The 14,775-nt window shown below is 37.0% G+C and carries 17 protein-coding genes; 12 read left to right on the top strand and 5 right to left on the bottom strand.

All coding sequences use genetic code 11. The features are described 5' to 3' along the window. Nucleotides 1–126 precede the first annotated feature (126 nt). The 4 genes from C0430_RS02315 to C0430_RS02300 all read right to left on the bottom strand — a co-directional run bounded on the left by C0430_RS02315 (nucleotide 127) and on the right by C0430_RS02300 (nucleotide 2,111). Nucleotides 127–372: a zf-TFIIB domain-containing protein gene (locus C0430_RS02315; RefSeq protein WP_290865070.1), complete on the bottom strand. Its 246-nt coding sequence runs from the start codon at nucleotides 370–372 to the stop codon at nucleotides 127–129. 11 nt (nucleotides 373–383) lie between these two features. Next, nucleotides 384–1,313 carry a TerC family protein gene (locus C0430_RS02310; protein WP_290865068.1) on the bottom strand — a complete coding sequence of 310 codons (930 nt, stop codon included), beginning with the start codon at nucleotides 1,311–1,313 and terminating at the stop codon, nucleotides 384–386. Nucleotides 1,314–1,403: 90 nt separating this feature from the next. Further along, on the bottom strand, nucleotides 1,404–1,742 hold the full coding sequence (locus C0430_RS02305; RefSeq protein ID WP_290865066.1) for a hypothetical protein: 339 nt from the start codon (nucleotides 1,740–1,742) through the stop codon (nucleotides 1,404–1,406). Nucleotides 1,743–1,856: 114 nt separating this feature from the next. Further along, complete coding sequence (locus C0430_RS02300) at nucleotides 1,857–2,111, bottom strand: hypothetical protein (protein ID WP_290865064.1); 255 nt, start codon at nucleotides 2,109–2,111, stop codon at nucleotides 1,857–1,859. 315 nt (nucleotides 2,112–2,426) lie between these two features. Here C0430_RS02300 and C0430_RS02295 point away from each other — a divergent pair, with 315 nt between their 5' ends. The 5 genes from C0430_RS02295 (at nucleotide 2,427) to C0430_RS02275 (ending at nucleotide 6,963) form a co-directional block, all read left to right on the top strand. Next, on the top strand, nucleotides 2,427–2,861 hold the full coding sequence (locus C0430_RS02295) for a thioesterase family protein (RefSeq protein WP_290865062.1): 435 nt from the start codon (nucleotides 2,427–2,429) through the stop codon (nucleotides 2,859–2,861). 23 nt (nucleotides 2,862–2,884) lie between these two features. Next, nucleotides 2,885–3,274 (top strand): DUF1398 family protein, encoded by a 390-nt coding sequence (locus tag C0430_RS02290; protein WP_290865060.1) that lies wholly within the window; start codon nucleotides 2,885–2,887, stop codon nucleotides 3,272–3,274. Between the two features lie 175 nt (nucleotides 3,275–3,449). Then, nucleotides 3,450–5,000 carry a SulP family inorganic anion transporter gene (locus C0430_RS02285; protein WP_290865058.1) on the top strand — a complete coding sequence of 517 codons (1,551 nt, stop codon included), beginning with the start codon at nucleotides 3,450–3,452 and terminating at the stop codon, nucleotides 4,998–5,000. Between the two features lie 139 nt (nucleotides 5,001–5,139). Continuing rightward, entirely contained in the window at nucleotides 5,140–6,567 is a 1,428-nt protein-coding gene (locus C0430_RS02280) for an L-serine ammonia-lyase (RefSeq protein ID WP_290865056.1), read from the top strand. A 6-nt stretch (nucleotides 6,568–6,573) separates the two neighbouring features. Next, on the top strand, nucleotides 6,574–6,963 hold the full coding sequence (locus C0430_RS02275; protein WP_290865054.1) for a DUF2809 domain-containing protein: 390 nt from the start codon (nucleotides 6,574–6,576) through the stop codon (nucleotides 6,961–6,963). Here C0430_RS02275 and C0430_RS02270 read toward each other — a convergent pair. Continuing rightward, complete coding sequence (locus tag C0430_RS02270) at nucleotides 6,947–7,675, bottom strand: NUDIX domain-containing protein (protein WP_290865052.1); 729 nt, start codon at nucleotides 7,673–7,675, stop codon at nucleotides 6,947–6,949. The two genes, C0430_RS02275 and C0430_RS02270, sit on opposite strands and share 17 nt — an antisense overlap. Nucleotides 7,676–8,078: 403 nt before the next feature. Here C0430_RS02270 and panB point away from each other — a divergent pair, with 403 nt between their 5' ends. The 7 genes from panB to C0430_RS02235 are packed head-to-tail and all read left to right on the top strand — an operon-like array spanning nucleotide 8,079 to nucleotide 14,759. Next, complete coding sequence (gene panB, locus C0430_RS02265; protein WP_290865050.1) at nucleotides 8,079–8,897, top strand: 3-methyl-2-oxobutanoate hydroxymethyltransferase; 819 nt, start codon at nucleotides 8,079–8,081, stop codon at nucleotides 8,895–8,897. 60 nt (nucleotides 8,898–8,957) lie between these two features. Continuing rightward, nucleotides 8,958–9,734, top strand: coding sequence for a glycosyltransferase (locus tag C0430_RS02260; protein ID WP_290865048.1), 777 nt, complete (start codon nucleotides 8,958–8,960; stop codon nucleotides 9,732–9,734). Further along, nucleotides 9,731–11,152: a glycosyltransferase family 39 protein gene (locus C0430_RS02255; protein ID WP_290865046.1), complete on the top strand. Its 1,422-nt coding sequence runs from the start codon at nucleotides 9,731–9,733 to the stop codon at nucleotides 11,150–11,152. Before C0430_RS02260 ends, C0430_RS02255 begins: the two co-directional genes overlap by 4 nt. 18 nt (nucleotides 11,153–11,170) lie before the next feature. Further along, a complete protein-coding gene (locus tag C0430_RS02250; protein WP_290865044.1) occupies nucleotides 11,171–11,860 on the top strand; it encodes an RluA family pseudouridine synthase in 690 nt (229 codons plus the stop codon). A 44-nt stretch (nucleotides 11,861–11,904) separates the two neighbouring features. Continuing rightward, nucleotides 11,905–13,233 (top strand): aldehyde dehydrogenase, encoded by a 1,329-nt coding sequence (locus C0430_RS02245; protein ID WP_290865042.1) that lies wholly within the window; start codon nucleotides 11,905–11,907, stop codon nucleotides 13,231–13,233. Then, a complete protein-coding gene (locus tag C0430_RS02240; protein WP_290865040.1) occupies nucleotides 13,224–13,961 on the top strand; it encodes a nitroreductase family protein in 738 nt (245 codons plus the stop codon). The genes C0430_RS02245 and C0430_RS02240 overlap by 10 nt, the downstream gene beginning before the upstream one ends. 39 nt (nucleotides 13,962–14,000) lie before the next feature. Beyond that, complete coding sequence (locus tag C0430_RS02235; protein WP_290865038.1) at nucleotides 14,001–14,759, top strand: hypothetical protein; 759 nt, start codon at nucleotides 14,001–14,003, stop codon at nucleotides 14,757–14,759. Nucleotides 14,760–14,775: the final 16 nt, after the last annotated feature.

The raw sequence follows: 14,775 nt of genomic DNA, 5'->3' as shown, positions 1-14,775 counted from the left end.
CCGGAGGCGTGACCGGAGGTCGAGTACCATTTTAAAACATGCAACGGGCTTCGATAAGCAAAATACAAGGAAATAAACCGCATTATTCAACAAAATAATGCGGTATAAAAAAGGTATTAAAATTGGTTAATCAAACAATTCATTTAACCAATGTTTTTTCTTGTGTTCCTTGTAGTAGCCGTGCTGTGGCTGGCTCTCAAAAACTTGTCTATTGAATTGAGGATTGCTTTGCGATTCAATTCCCGACCTTTCAATTATTTTATCAAGCTCACCCCGATCCAGCCATATCCCGCGGCATTGTGGACAATAATCAATCTCTATTCCTTGCCTGTCAGACATAACAAGCGGAACTTTACAACTTGGACAATTCATAATTTTCAATTTTAGTTATTTATTAAATCTTTATTTTTTGGAAAAGCAACAGAAAGTAAAACAGAAATAAGCAGTATGCCGGATATCACCATCAAAGAGTAGACAATCGGTATTTTATAGAAACCAACAATAGTCATTTTTACTCCAACAAAAACCAATATTACCGATAAACCATATTTTAGATAGTGAAAATATTTTGTGATTCCAGCCAAAGCAAAATACAACGCTCTTAAACCCAATATTGCAAAAACATTAGAGGTAAAAATGATAAACGTATCATTTGTAATGGCAAGTACCGCAGGTATTGAATCGACCGCAAAAATCAAATCAGTAAATTCTACAATAAGAAGAACTATAAATAATGGGGTGGCAAATCTTTGACCATTTAATTTCACAAAGAATTTACCTCCATGTTTTTCTTCTGTGACGGGAAAGAATTTCTTGAACAACCTTACCAAGGGATTTTTATCCGGTTCAATTTCTTTGTCTTCATGAAAAATCATTTTAATACCCGTATAAATGAGTATCGCCCCGAAAACGTATATAATCCAATGAAACTTGTTAATGAGAGCCACCCCTGCGAAAATAAAAATGGCGCGCATTATTAAAGCTCCCAAAATCCCCCAAAACAGTATTTTGTGCTGGTACTTTCTATCTACGTTAAAATAGGTAAAGAGCATGATAAAGACAAACAGATTATCAATACTTAATGATTTTTCAATAACATAAGCTGTCAAAAACTCAATTGCTTTTTCTTTGCCCAAGAAAACATAAACACCATAATTGAAAATTAAGGCAAGCGATATCCATACAGCACTCCAAATAAGAGCTTCTTTAATTTTTACTTCATGAGATTTTCGATGAAAAACACCTAAATCCAATGCTAACATTACTAGGACAAATCCTAAAAAACAAATCCATACAAAACTATCTATTATCATTTTTTTTTAAATTACGTATTTAATTAAAACTAAACTATCAACCAATAAAACAAATATTTCCTCATCCCCACTTTCACCATTTAATACAGACTATTCTGTGCCATTCCATAGTTTGCTTAGAAAATCAATAACCTTGTCAAACACTCCTGAAAGCCCATTTTGAGCAACAGTGTCAGCCATCGATGAAATCAAAGAAAAGAAAATGGCAATTATTCCAATTACGAGAGCTATGGCGAGAATCAAAACAACAAGGAGAACTATCTTGAGTTTCTTGTTGTTTCTTAAACTATTGATAAATGCAATGGCGTTAAAACTTCCGTGACCACTAGAATAGGTCTGGTATTTATAACCATCATTTCGATAATAGTTGTGCAATGCATGTTTTTTATGAGGCTTGCGTTTTTTTTTCAAAAAGTCTTCAAAATCCATATACAATGTATTTTAGTTAATAAACATAAATTTTTAGCATTACTTGCCTAGAACAGTAATGCCGTTTGAGTGGATGAACAGTTTTCAAACACTAAACAAGAAATTATTAGAATATTAACTAAGCCTTGGCGGTTGCCAAACAGGGTAAAATGGTTGAGATGATCTACTGGTATGATAAAAATGGTTGTGTTGGGTATACTTTTCAACCATCAAGAAAAATTCCAATCCGTAAATAATTTGGTCTTCTTCGCTTATGTCCAAATCAGAGTCAACAAAATCAGGAGATGAACTATTTTCAGAACTTAACTCCACTAATGGAGAAGCATTACTTTGTTGAAAACAAATAGTGTAACACAATAGCATGCCCATAAGGAGCAAAATACTATTGACTAAATTTTTTCGACAAAGGTTCATACGGCAAAAATAATTAAAAACTAATGTGTATGCTTTTTGAGATAAATATTTTAGATTAATTTAACACCTATGCCCCTTTAGTCAAAGAAGATGGTGATGGTTTAAAGAAAGATGTCATTGCAAATAAGATTAAAAAACACACTACACAAAAAACAAAAATACCTCGACTCCGCAAAGTCTTAAATTGCAGACAAAAGTCTTTCCACTTTGTTTTTCTATGCAATTCCAACATTTATACTTAATTTTAGCCCTCAAAAAAATAAAAAAACAATGGCAACATTTAGCAAACAACTATCCTTCCGTTGGGCCGATTTAGACCCTAATTTTCACTTGCGTCACAGCGTGTATTACGATTTCGGGGCGCAACATCGTGTGGAACTCTTGGAACAACTGGGATTAACCTTGAAAGTAATGCAAAAAGAACACATTGGCCCCATATTGTTTCGGGAAGAATGTATCTTCCGAAAAGAAATCCACCTCGCCGACCTGATCACGATGCAAACCAAAATGGCAAAAATGAATGCCGATGCTTCCCGTTATTCAATTGTACACGAGTTGTACAGAGAAGATGTTTTGTGTGCCGTCATTACTGTAGATGGTGCCTGGATGGACACCAAACTTCGCAAACTGGCCTCGCCCACTCCCCAAATTGTAGTGGATGCACTAAATAGTTTCCCGAAAACAACTACTTTTGCCGCTTTATAATTAACCCAAAATCCCTCTTGATCATGTTCACTATTGCCCAAATAAAAGATGCACATTCCAAGGTAAAATCCGGCACCGATTTTCCTGCTTACATCCAAGATTTAATTGAATTGGGCGTTCAGGGTTATGACACCTTCGTCAACGACGGTCACGTGGAATATTTTGGCAACAATAATTTTAGGGTAGCGTCAACTGAAACTTACGAAAGCATTGCTGTGGCACCTTCAGCGAATAAAGAACGTTTCATCGAATTTCTGGTGATGCACCAAGACGGTCAAACGGATTACCACACCTTTTGCCATCACGCTGCACAATGCGGAATTGCAAAATGGAGCGTGAATATCATCGAAATGACTTGCACTTATTTTGATCTATCGGAAGCTGCCATTATTATTGAAAAAATTCCAAATTAACAATCTCGGCAGCTGTTTTAGACTAGGGCTACTCCATATCAAAGCCCACTCTAAGCCGTAGTTACCCCTAGGTTGTGGTACCCAAGACATTAATAAAAATCCTTCCTGAAATCAGTTTGTTCAAACTTACAATCTTTGCATAAAAATCTTACCTTTGGGTATAATTTTTTGGACAATGAAACGAACAATCAAATATTACCGAATTATTTGGTTTAGACATGACTTGACGGCGGGACTGTCCGTTTTCCTGGTTGCTTTGCCACTTTGTTTGGGAATTGCCTTGGCATCAGGAGCGCCACTTTATGCTGGACTTCTTTCGGGAATTATTGGAGGACTTTTAGTATCGTTGATTAGTGGTTCTCCTCTTTCGGTTTCTGGTCCTGGAGCTGGCTTGACCACCCTTGTGGCTGCTGCCATCATTTCGCTGGGCGATTACAAAGTCTTTTTGCTTGCCGTGATGATTGCAGGTTTATTTCAACTGTTGCTTGGCGTTTTAAAACTCGGAACCATTGCCAATTATTTTCCTTCGGCGGTGATTAAAGGAATGTTGGCTGCCATAGGAATAATTCTGGTGTCCAAACAAATTCCGTTGGCATTGGGTTACGACCAACCCGATTTTTGGAGTAGTGGATTAATTCAATTATTTACTGCGGAAAATTTCTTGGGAAATATTGAAACCTTCAACCATCACATCACCAGGGGAGCCATTTTGATAACCGTAATTTCGCTTGCCGTGTTGATTTTGCTGCAACAACCATTTGCCAAAAAATTAAGACCAATTCCAGCTCCTTTAGTAGTGGTGGTCATTGGTACAATTGTCAATTTCCTGTTTACGGCTGCCACTTCCGACTTTTCGCTCAAACCAACACAATTGGTCAGTATTTCTTCCAATATATTCGAAAGCATTTCTTTTCCCGATTTTTCGAAACTTTTTTCCAATCCCGAAATATGGAAATATGGAATTCTCATTGGACTGCTCGCCACATTGGAAACCTTGCTTTGCGTTGAAGCCATCGACAAATTAGACAAGCGCAACCGCATAACTCCCGTAAATCGAGAACTTGTTGCGCAAGGAATTGGCAACATGACTTGTGGACTCCTTGGAGCTATTCCGTTGACGGCTGTGGTGGTAAGAGGTGCGGCTAATGTGGATGCCGGCGGTAAAACAAAACTTTCCGCTTTTACGCACGGGCTATTCATGTTGCTTGCCGTTTTGCTGGTGCCATTTTTACTCAACAAAATTCCTTATGCTTCTCTTGCCGCAATTTTAATCATAACTGGATATAATTTGACAAAACCAAAATTGTATCGCAACATGTGGAGTTTGGGACGCAAACAATTCATTCCTTTCATGATTACGATTATTGTCATACTTGCTACCGATTTGCTGCTTGGAGTATGCATTGGCCTTTTGATTTCGGTTTATTATATCGTCCAAAGCAATTTCAAAATTGAATATAATATTACCCAAACTCGGCATCTGGGAATAGAAACCCAGTACATCAAACTCAACCACAACGTGACTTTTTTGAACAAGGTAAAACTGAGAAAAGCATTGGATGAAGTACCTGAATACAGTATTTTGACTATTGACGGCAGTGAAAGTCGTTTAATTGATTACGATATTTTAGAAATCATAAGCGAATTCCATCGAAAAGCACGAGACAGACATATTGAATTACACCTGATAAACATCGAAAAAGTAAACGTGACGGCAGTGCATTAAAGTAAAAAAATCGGATTTTGTCAATTTAATTGTGTAATCAAAATTTAAAATTAATCTTTTGTCATATTCGCAATTTTAGAAGCTTAAAATTCTTTTTACGCATTCATTCTTTTATATTTGTCCTACGAAATCTACTATTATGGAAGAATGCATCTCTGTTTTTGATATGTTAAAAATTGGCGTGGGACCATCAAGTTCACACACACTTGGCCCCTGGCGTGCAGCCGAACGTTTTTTGGGAGAATTGCGAAACGAAAATCGGATACATTCCATCAATAGGGTAAAAGTAGATTTATACGGTTCACTTTCGCTAACAGGGAAAGGCCATGCCACTGATTTAGCAATAATGTTGGGATTAAGCGGTCAAGATCCCGAATATATTCCTATAAAAGACATTTCCAAAATTGTAAAATCAATTCAGGACAACAACAAAATCAACCTTGGAAACGAAACCACGATTCCTTTCCATTGTATAAAAGACATTGTTTTCAACAAAAACTTTCTTCCTTTCCATGCCAATGGGTTGACTTTTACGGCTTATGCAACGAATGGTCAAAAATACGCTTCAACCTTCTACTCCATCGGTGGCGGATTTGTCGTAAAAGAAGAACGTGTCAATGCCAAAAAGAAAATTGAAATAAAATGCGCTTTTCCTTTTCCAATACAAGATGCCAGCGAATTGCTGAATTATACGCTGCAACAAAACAAAAGCATTTCGGAAATTGTATACGAAAACGAAAAATCGATGCGTCCAGAAGCTGAAATTCACCACGAATTAATGCGCATTTGGAACACGATGCTCGAATGCATGTACATCGGTTGTCATTCCGAGGGAATTCTTCCCGGCGGTTTAAATGTTCGCCGAAGAGCTTTCGACATGCACCAACACCTTATTGGCTTGGCCAATTATGATTCGCCACAATCATGGCTGGAACAAATTCGTTTAACGGAAGTAAAGTTTCGCCAAATCCTGAAATGGGTAAGCTGTTTTGCCTTGGCCGTAAACGAAGTAAATGCAGCTTTAGGCCGCGTTGTCACAGCTCCAACCAACGGAAGTGCCGGCGTAATTCCAGCCGTTTTGATGTATTATTTGGTCATCGAAAACCACGAAGCCGGAGAAAAAGAAATCAAACAATTTTTGATGGTAGCCGGAGAAATTGGCAGTATTTTCAAAAAAGGTTCTACTATTTCAGCAGCAATGGGCGGTTGTCAGGCAGAAATTGGTGTTTCCTCTTCCATGGCTGCTGCCGCTTTATGCGAATTGATGGGCGGAACTCCAGCACAAGTCTTGATGGCTGCCGAAATCGCCATGGAACACCATCTGGGATTGACTTGCGATCCCGTTGGCGGTTTAGTCCAAATTCCATGTATCGAAAGAAATACCATGGGAGCGATAAAAGCCATAAACGCCGCTGAATTAGCATTGGAAACCAATCCGAAAAATGCAAAAGTCCCATTGGATAAAGTCATTGACACGATGTGGCAAACCGCCAAAGACATGAACAACAAGTACAAGGAAACTTCTGAAGGCGGATTGGCCGTGGCAGTAAATATGGCCGATTGTTAAATTATTATGCTAAAAAACACTCGATTTACTTATTTCATCCTAATCGTTTTTGTAATTATTTTGGGGATATTATCCCGAAAAATTGAAGGTGTGCCAACTTTTTTTGGAGACACTTTATATGCCGTGATGGTCTATTTTGGACTGCGAATGTGCTTCATCAACAACAGTTTTATGAAGACAATGGTGCTTGCTTTATGTTTTTGTTTTTGCATTGAGTTCCTGCAACTGTACAGGGCAGAATGGTTATTGGCCATTCGAAGAACCACATTGGGACATTATGCCCTGGGACAAGGTTTCCTGTGGAGCGATTTGGGATTTTATACGCTTGGAATCATCATTGCTTTTTTAATGGACGGCTATTGTGTCAAAAAAAATGATCTTACCAACCTTCGTTAAAACCATTTTTTAAAGCATTTTGATATTTTTCAACATCAAATTGATACAAATCGGGTGCTTTGTGAGCGCCTCCTTTTCTAATTTCGTCCAGTTTTACCAAAATATCGTAGCGCAACATTTTCCTGTAAAAATTTCCTCTATTCAATTTTTTGCCCAAAATAATTTCATACAATTTTTGAAGTTCGGGCATCGTGAATTTTTCGGGTAGCAAATTAAGACCAATTGGTTTGTGATTCAATTGTTTTCGAAGTGTTTCCAAAGCACCATCATAAATGCTTCCGTGGTCCATAATCAATTCCGGCAAATCATTGATAGATTTCCATTCGCACGCATCCGAAAAAGCATCAATCACCAAGTTTACTCTAGAAAAGTCAACCAGAGCATAAAATCCAATCGAAATAAATCGCTGTTTGTTCCAAATTGCATCTTCGTATTTTTCGAAAAATCCTTCCGAGCGATTCAAGTCACTAAAAACACAAAATTGATGCAAATAAATGTTTTCGGCTCCTGTTCTTTCTCGAAGAATCCTATTGGCGGCTTCGGATAGATTTTCAGTCTTTAAAACATAGCCACCTGGAAGTGCCCAAATGTTTTCATCTTTTATTTTGACAACCAATACCTTCAAAGTGGCATCATGAAATCCAAATACAACACAGTCAATGGACAAATGCGGAAGATAATCTTCCCATCCCAATTCTGAATTTTCTTCCATTAATTTTTTAATATCCATTGCTATCCATTATCGACAAAAATACGAAATTGATTATGTTTTATTCTAAAATAACCAATATCCAAATAAATTATTCTCCATTTTTTGTAAATATAAAAAATAATAATTAATATTGCTTCATAATGAAGCAATGATTGTTTTTTACTAAAAAAAAGGTCATATCCAGTTGCTTTTGGAATTTCTTGAAATCAAATTCTGGAATTAAATTAAAAGTACTGTTTCCACAATATGGGTTTGTCACAAGGAAAAAAGTTAATTAAGTCGTAGTAATTCTAAATTTATCTATCCAGCAAGCCCAAAAAATGGGTTCGATTGATTTCGAATCCATTTTTTGCTTAAAAGAATTTGTTTTTAGTACTTTTACACTCTAAAAACTATAATTAGAATGTCAGTAGCAAAAAAAGATTACAAAAGAATTACCACAAAGTCATTGATCGAAATGAAAGCCAACGGAGAGAAAATATCCATGCTTACGGCTTACGATTATTCCATGGCAAAAATTGTTGATGTCGCCGGTGTTGACGTAATCTTGGTGGGCGATTCGGCTTCAAATGTGATGGCCGGTCACGAAACGACTTTGCCGATTACTTTAGACCAAATGATTTATCACGCCTCCAGCGTGGTACGTGCCATTTCGAGAGCTTTGGTCGTTGTGGATTTACCTTTTGGAAGCTATCAATCCGATCCAAAAGAAGCGCTGCGTTCTGCCATCAGAATCATGAAGGAAAGCGGCGGACATGCCGTAAAACTCGAAGGTGGTAGCGAAATAAAAGATTCCATCAAAAAAATATTGAATGCCGGAATTCCCGTTATGGGACATTTGGGTTTGACCCCACAATCAATTTATAAATTTGGAACCTACACCGTTCGTGCCAAAGAAGATCAAGAAGCCGAAAAATTAATGCAAGATGCCAAGCTCTTGGAAAAACTAGGTTGTTTTGCCATAGTTATCGAAAAAGTTCCTGCACATTTAGCCGAAAAAGTGGCCAAAAGTGTTTCCATTCCCATTATAGGAATTGGTGCTGGTGGCGGTGTTGACGGACAAGTCTTGGTTATTCATGACATGTTGGGAATGAACAACGAATTTAGTCCTCGATTTTTGCGTCGTTACATGAATTTATACGAAGAAATGACAACCGCCATTGGTCAATATGTTACCGATGTGAAGTCTAGTGATTTTCCAAATGAAAAAGAGCAGTATTAATTTTTAATCAAAGTATAGCCTTTCCAAGTTTTCTTTTTGATCCAACAAAAACATTTATATATGTCAACAGCTTTCAATACCAGCATTGTTATTCCTTGTTATAATGAAGAAAAAGGAATTTCAAATAGTGAGTATTCCAACTTTTTGGAAAACAATCCAGAGGCATTTATTTGTTTTGTAAATGATGGTTCCAAAGACAATACTCTTGCTGTTTTAAATGCTTTAAAAGAAAAACATCCTACCCAAATCCATGTTCTTTCACTGGAAAAAAATTCGGGAAAAGCGGAAGCTGTTAGAGCTGGAATTACGTATTGCAACAAAATTTACCAACATCAATACATAGGTTATCTCGATGCCGATTTGGCAACGACATTAGAGGAATTCATTGGATTACGAGATTATTTACAAGGAGAAATTGTTTTTAGTTTTGGTTCCCGAATCCGGAAAGTTGGCTCCACCATCGAAAGGGAAAACAGCCGTTTTTTGATTGGAAGAGTTGTGGCCACTTTTATCTCCAATATTCTCGACATCAAAGTGTATGATACCCAATGTGGTGCTAAACTTTTTACCAAAGAAATTTCGGAAAAACTATTTGAAAAAGAATTCATCTCAAGATGGTTGTTTGACGTGGAAATATTCTACCGAATGATTCACCTTTTCGGAAAGGAAAAAGCAGTCCAAAAAATGGTGGAAGTGCCTTTGAAATTATGGGTCGAAAAAGGAGATTCCAAAGTAAAATTCACCTACGGTTTCAAACTGTGGTTTGATTTGTTTGAAATTCAGAGAAAATATAACAACATAGCAAAAAATAATCTAATACAAACCACCAATAAATGATTTCAGAAAAGCTAAAAAACAATTCCTTCATTCTATACATTTCCGTAATTCTTATTGCTGTATTTAGGTTGTTGTTGACCGCAACCATTCCTTTATTGGACAAAACTGAAGCGCGTTATGCCGAAATTGCTCGAATTATGCAGGAAACAAACCAATGGATTGTTTTGCAAATAGATTACGGCGTTCCTTTTTGGGCAAAACCGCCTTTATCCACTTGGTTATCCGCAGGAAGTTTCGTTATTTTTGGAATCAATGAATTTGCTGCACGATTTCCTTCTTTTATATTGAGCATCATCTTGATTATCATTGCAGGAAAAATGGCAAAAAAGAGCGGTGTTTCCTTTTACTTACCGGGATTTATCTTGCTGACAATGCCTGAATTTTTAATCCATACAGGCGTTGTTTCAACTGATACAACACTTGAATTTTGTGTGGCGATAATGATGATTTCCTTTTGGCAAACCATGAAAAGCGAAGGAAAAACCTATTGGAATTACTTGTTTTTCGTTGCGCTGGGATTAGGATTCTTGGCCAAAGGACCACTTATAATGGTCTTGACATTTCCTCCGTTATTTTTATGGTGTTGCTTGGATTTCAACAGATTTAGGGAATTATTTTCCAAGTTTTCAATTGTAATTGGGCTTTTTGTCACGGCAATAATCGCTGTTCCTTGGTATTATTTTGCAGAACAAGAAACACCGGGATTTCTAGATTATTTCATAGTTGGAGAACACTACAAACGCTTCGTGGAATCGGGTTGGAAAGGTGATTTATATGGCAGTGGCCACTCCCAACCAAAAGGGATGATTTGGGTTTTTATGCTGATTTTCACTTTGCCTTGGTTTCAGGTCGTTTTACACAAATTATGGAAAAACAGAACAACCATTTTAAAAAACGACTGGGTTTCCTTCTTGGTTTTATGGATGTTTTGGACACCAATGTTCTTCACGATTTCCAGCAATATTCTCCATACTTACCTCCTTCCGATTACAATCCCAATGATGTTTTTGATGGTTCATTGGTGGGAAGATTTTACCCAAAAAAAATGGTTGATTCGTACTGCCTTGATTTTTCCAGTAATCGTATTCATTGCTTATTTTAGTTTAGTTGCCACAGGAAAACTGGACAATTACATGAACTCTGATAAATATCTTTTGGAAGCCTTGAAAGTCAAAACCGAAAACAAGGAAATACCATTGTATTATTGGAAAGACAAAAATTATTCGGGGCAATTTTATTCTAATGGGAAAGCACAAGTTGTAAAAACGGAAATGCAATTAGATTCGGTTCTAAGTTCAAACAAACAACTGTTTTTTGTAATTCCGACAAAGAAAAAACAGGAAATTCCACAAAAGTATCTGGATAAAATGACATTGACCCAAAGCAATTATAAAACTTCTATTTTTACAACCAAATAAAGAAGAAAAATATAATTGATGAAAATACTATCCGACAAAAACAACCTGCAAATCCTACACGAAGACAACCATCTCATCATTGTCAACAAGCGTGTGGGCGATATTGTGCAAGGCGACAAAACCGGTGACAAACCCTTGTCCGATGTTGTAAAAGAATACATCAAGGACAAATACAATAAACCCGGCGAAGTTTTTCTGGGAGTCGTACATCGCTTGGACAGACCAACAACCGGAATTGTTGTTTTTGCCAGAACCAGCAAGGCTTTGACTCGAATGAATGAATTGTTCAGCAATCGCGAGACCCAAAAAACCTATTGGGCCATCGTGAAAAACAAGCCCGAAAAAACAGAAGACAAACTCGTTCATTACCTCAAAAGAAACGAGAAAAACAATACTTCAAAAGCACATATCAAAGAAATTCCCGACAGCAAATTAGCCAGTTTGGATTACAAAATAATCAAGGAACTGAACAACTACTTTGCATTGGAAATCAACCTTCACACCGGAAGACACCATCAAATTAGGGCACAACTTTCGGCTATTGGTTCACCCATAAAAGGCGATTTGAAATATGGTTTTGATCGAAGTAATCCCGATGGCGGAATCCATTTACATGCAAGAAAACTGGTTTTTATTCATCCCGTTTCCAAAGAAAACATACTAATTGTTGCTCCAGTTCCAAATGACGTGATTTGGAATGCTGTTTAAATTGAAAAAATGTATCTTTAGAGATTAATTTCATTTTTTAAGTCATGGAATACAAAACCAATGTCAACTTCAGAAAGGAAACCTTGATAAAACTGCTGAATGCGGTCATTATTCATGAAAACGAAATCATTCAGGCTTTACACGATGATTTCAAAAAGCCTGCTTTTGAAGCGATGCTCACCGAAACCAGTTATGTAGTCTTGGAACTAAAGCACACCATAAAGAATTTGAAGAATTGGGCAAAACCAAAAAGAGTCTTTCCTTCCATCCTTAATTTCCCTTCCACCGATTACATTTACAAAGAACCTTACGGCAAAGTTTTGATAATTGCGCCTTGGAATTATCCTTTTCAATTGGCACTTTGTCCTTTGATTGCGGCAGTTGCGGCAGGAAACCAAGTGGTCGTGAAACCCTCTGAATTGGCGCCAAAAACATCCGAAATCATCTCTGCAATAATTGCTAAAGTATTCGATAAAAATCACGTGACAGTTGTTGAAGGCGGAGTCGAGGTATCGCAACAATTGCTTTCTAAACGTTGGGATTACATTTTTTTTACGGGAAGTGTAGCCGTTGGTAAAATCGTGGCAAAAGCCGCAGCCGAAAACCTGACACCCGTAACGCTGGAACTTGGCGGAAAAAATCCTTGCATCATTGACGAAACGGCCAATTTAAAACTCGCCGCAAAAAGAATTGTTTGGGGAAAATTTGTAAATGCCGGACAAACATGCATTGCACCCGATTACCTCTTGATTCAAAAAGACATGAAAAGCCATTTCGTGACCTACTTAAAAGAAGAAATCACGAAAGCATATGGAAAAAATTCCAGTGAATCGCCTGATTTTGCAAGGATTATAAATCTTAAAAACTGGCAACGATTGGTTCACATGATCGAACCGGACAAAGTGCTTTTTGGAGGACAAAGCGACAGCAAGGATTGCTACATCGCTCCCACTCTGGTCAAGGAAACCTCGTTGGAAAGTCCAATTATGCAAGAGGAGATTTTTGGCCCAATTTTACCCATTCTTGCCTACGAAAATGAATCGGAAATTGACTGCATAATTTCCAGATTTGAAAAACCTTTGGCCTTGTACATTTTTACGGAAAACCACGCTTTTTCCAAACAAATTATTGAAAAATACTCATTTGGAGGCGGTTGCATCAATGACACCGTGGTACATTTTTCGAATAAAAGGTTGCCTTTTGGCGGTGTTGGCCACAGCGGAATTGGCGCTTACCACGGAAGATTGAGTTTTGACACTTTTTCGCATCAAAAAAGTATTGTCAAGAAAGCAAATTGGTTAGATTTGCCAATGCGTTATGCACCATATAAAAATAAATTTCAAACTATTAAAAACCTGTTGAAATGGTTGTAACCAATGAAAAAACAGTAAGTGAAGCCATTAATTACCGACGTTCGGTTCGGGTTTTCAAGGAAGAATCCATCGATGACGAAAAAGTAAAAAATTGTATTCACTTGGCCACATTGGCGGCGACAAGCAGCAACATGCAACTTTGGGAGTTTTATCATGTCGTTTCGCCAGATGTTCTCCAAAAACTTACGAAGGCAAGTTTTAATCAAAATGCTGCAAAAACAGCCCAACAAATGGTTGTGGTCGTGGCCAGAAAAGATTTGTGGAAAAAACGAGCTCAAGCGAATATAGATTTTTTAAAATCACAATATGGCGATAAACCCGCATCGGAATATTCAAAAAGAGAAAAATTTGCCTTGAATTATTATCAAAAAATTGTTCCTTCCATCTACTTTGATTTTTGGGGAATATTGGGAATGATAAAATTTATGGCTTTCCAATTAATTGGAATGTTTAGACCTATTTATCGTCAAGCGCGACAAAGCGACATTAGAATTGTGGCGCATAAAAGCGCAGGACTTGCTGCACAAAATTTTATGATTAGTATGGCAGCCATAAATTATGATACCTGTCCAATGGAAGGATTTGACTCGTTGCTAGTAAAGAAAGCGTTGGACTTGCCGTCATCTTCAGAAATAAACATGATTATAGCTTGCGGACGTCGAGACGATAATGGAATTTATGGAGAACGTTTTAGAGTTCCTTTTGAAGAAGTCTATTTCAAAAAATAATATTTAGAAAATAAATTAACAAACATCAAACAACAAAACATGAAACCCGTAAAAGAAAAAATAGAAGCAATAAGCACCAATGGATATGAACTAGATTTTGGAACTGTTTTCGAACATGCTTTTGAAAATTATAAAAAAATTGCCTTGTATGCCGGATTGATGCTTTTAGTTTTCTTTGCAATACTTTTTGTGATAGGAATGATTGGGTTGATTTCCTATATCGGAGTGGAAAACATGGAAGAATTCAGCAAAAAAATTACGCAATTTTCAGAACTTAAAGAAAAACCTTTAGCTATTGTATTGCAAATTAATGCGGGCATGATTCTGTTTTCTGGACTGCTGAATCCGTTTATGGCTGGTTTTTTTAAAATGGCGGATTGTGCAGAAAAAGGAGAAGAATTTCATGTTGCAACGATGTTTAGTTATTACAAATCTCCTTATTTTGCGAATATTTTTATTGCCATTTTCATGATCACGTTGTTTAATACGGGGCTTTCAATAGTTCTTGAGTTAGCAGGACTCAGCATAATGGGCTCCCTAATTTCCTTGGTACTTTCTTTTGTGACATTTTTGGTAGTTCCCTTAATTGTTTTTGGAAAATTGAATGCCATTGAAGCCATAAAATCCAGTATCGTAATCGTTTCTAAACAACCTTTGGTGCTACTTGGATTACTGATTGTTGCATTGATTGGGGCAGCCATTGGTATTTTTGCTTTTTGCATTGGTATTCTTTTTACCATGCCATTTATGTATTCGATGAATTATGCTATTTATAAAGCCATAATTGGTATTGATTAAGCAAAGAAAATAGAAG

Origin of the sequence: Flavobacterium sp. (assembly GCF_013823965.1) — a bacterium.
Classification (GTDB): Bacteria; Bacteroidota; Bacteroidia; order Flavobacteriales; family Flavobacteriaceae; genus Flavobacterium.
This window is presented reverse-complemented; position numbering and strand designations above follow the sequence as displayed.

Excerpts from the sequence above, each read along its gene's own strand:
- C0430_RS02285 (WP_290865058.1), top strand. The coding sequence starts at position 3,450 with ATGAAACGAACAATCAAATATTACCGAATTATTTGGTTTAGACATGAC.
- C0430_RS02235 (WP_290865038.1), top strand. The coding sequence starts at position 14,001 with ATGAAACCCGTAAAAGAAAAAATAGAAGCAATAAGCACCAATGGATAT.
- C0430_RS02250 (WP_290865044.1), top strand. The coding sequence starts at position 11,171 with ATGAAAATACTATCCGACAAAAACAACCTGCAAATCCTACACGAAGAC.
- C0430_RS02300 (WP_290865064.1), bottom strand. The coding sequence starts at position 2,111 with ATGGGCATGCTATTGTGTTACACTATTTGTTTTCAACAAAGTAATGCT.
- C0430_RS02240 (WP_290865040.1), top strand. The coding sequence starts at position 13,224 with ATGGTTGTAACCAATGAAAAAACAGTAAGTGAAGCCATTAATTACCGA.
- C0430_RS02305 (WP_290865066.1), bottom strand. The coding sequence starts at position 1,742 with ATGGATTTTGAAGACTTTTTGAAAAAAAAACGCAAGCCTCATAAAAAA.
- C0430_RS02280 (WP_290865056.1), top strand. The coding sequence starts at position 5,140 with ATGGAAGAATGCATCTCTGTTTTTGATATGTTAAAAATTGGCGTGGGA.
- C0430_RS02295 (WP_290865062.1), top strand. The coding sequence starts at position 2,427 with ATGGCAACATTTAGCAAACAACTATCCTTCCGTTGGGCCGATTTAGAC.
- C0430_RS02315 (WP_290865070.1), bottom strand. The coding sequence starts at position 372 with ATGAATTGTCCAAGTTGTAAAGTTCCGCTTGTTATGTCTGACAGGCAA.
- C0430_RS02290 (WP_290865060.1), top strand. The coding sequence starts at position 2,885 with ATGTTCACTATTGCCCAAATAAAAGATGCACATTCCAAGGTAAAATCC.
- panB (WP_290865050.1), top strand. The coding sequence starts at position 8,079 with ATGTCAGTAGCAAAAAAAGATTACAAAAGAATTACCACAAAGTCATTG.
- C0430_RS02260 (WP_290865048.1), top strand. The coding sequence starts at position 8,958 with ATGTCAACAGCTTTCAATACCAGCATTGTTATTCCTTGTTATAATGAA.
- C0430_RS02275 (WP_290865054.1), top strand. The coding sequence starts at position 6,574 with ATGCTAAAAAACACTCGATTTACTTATTTCATCCTAATCGTTTTTGTA.
- C0430_RS02255 (WP_290865046.1), top strand. The coding sequence starts at position 9,731 with ATGATTTCAGAAAAGCTAAAAAACAATTCCTTCATTCTATACATTTCC.
- C0430_RS02270 (WP_290865052.1), bottom strand. The coding sequence starts at position 7,675 with ATGGAAGAAAATTCAGAATTGGGATGGGAAGATTATCTTCCGCATTTG.
- C0430_RS02245 (WP_290865042.1), top strand. The coding sequence starts at position 11,905 with ATGGAATACAAAACCAATGTCAACTTCAGAAAGGAAACCTTGATAAAA.
- C0430_RS02310 (WP_290865068.1), bottom strand. The coding sequence starts at position 1,313 with ATGATAATAGATAGTTTTGTATGGATTTGTTTTTTAGGATTTGTCCTA.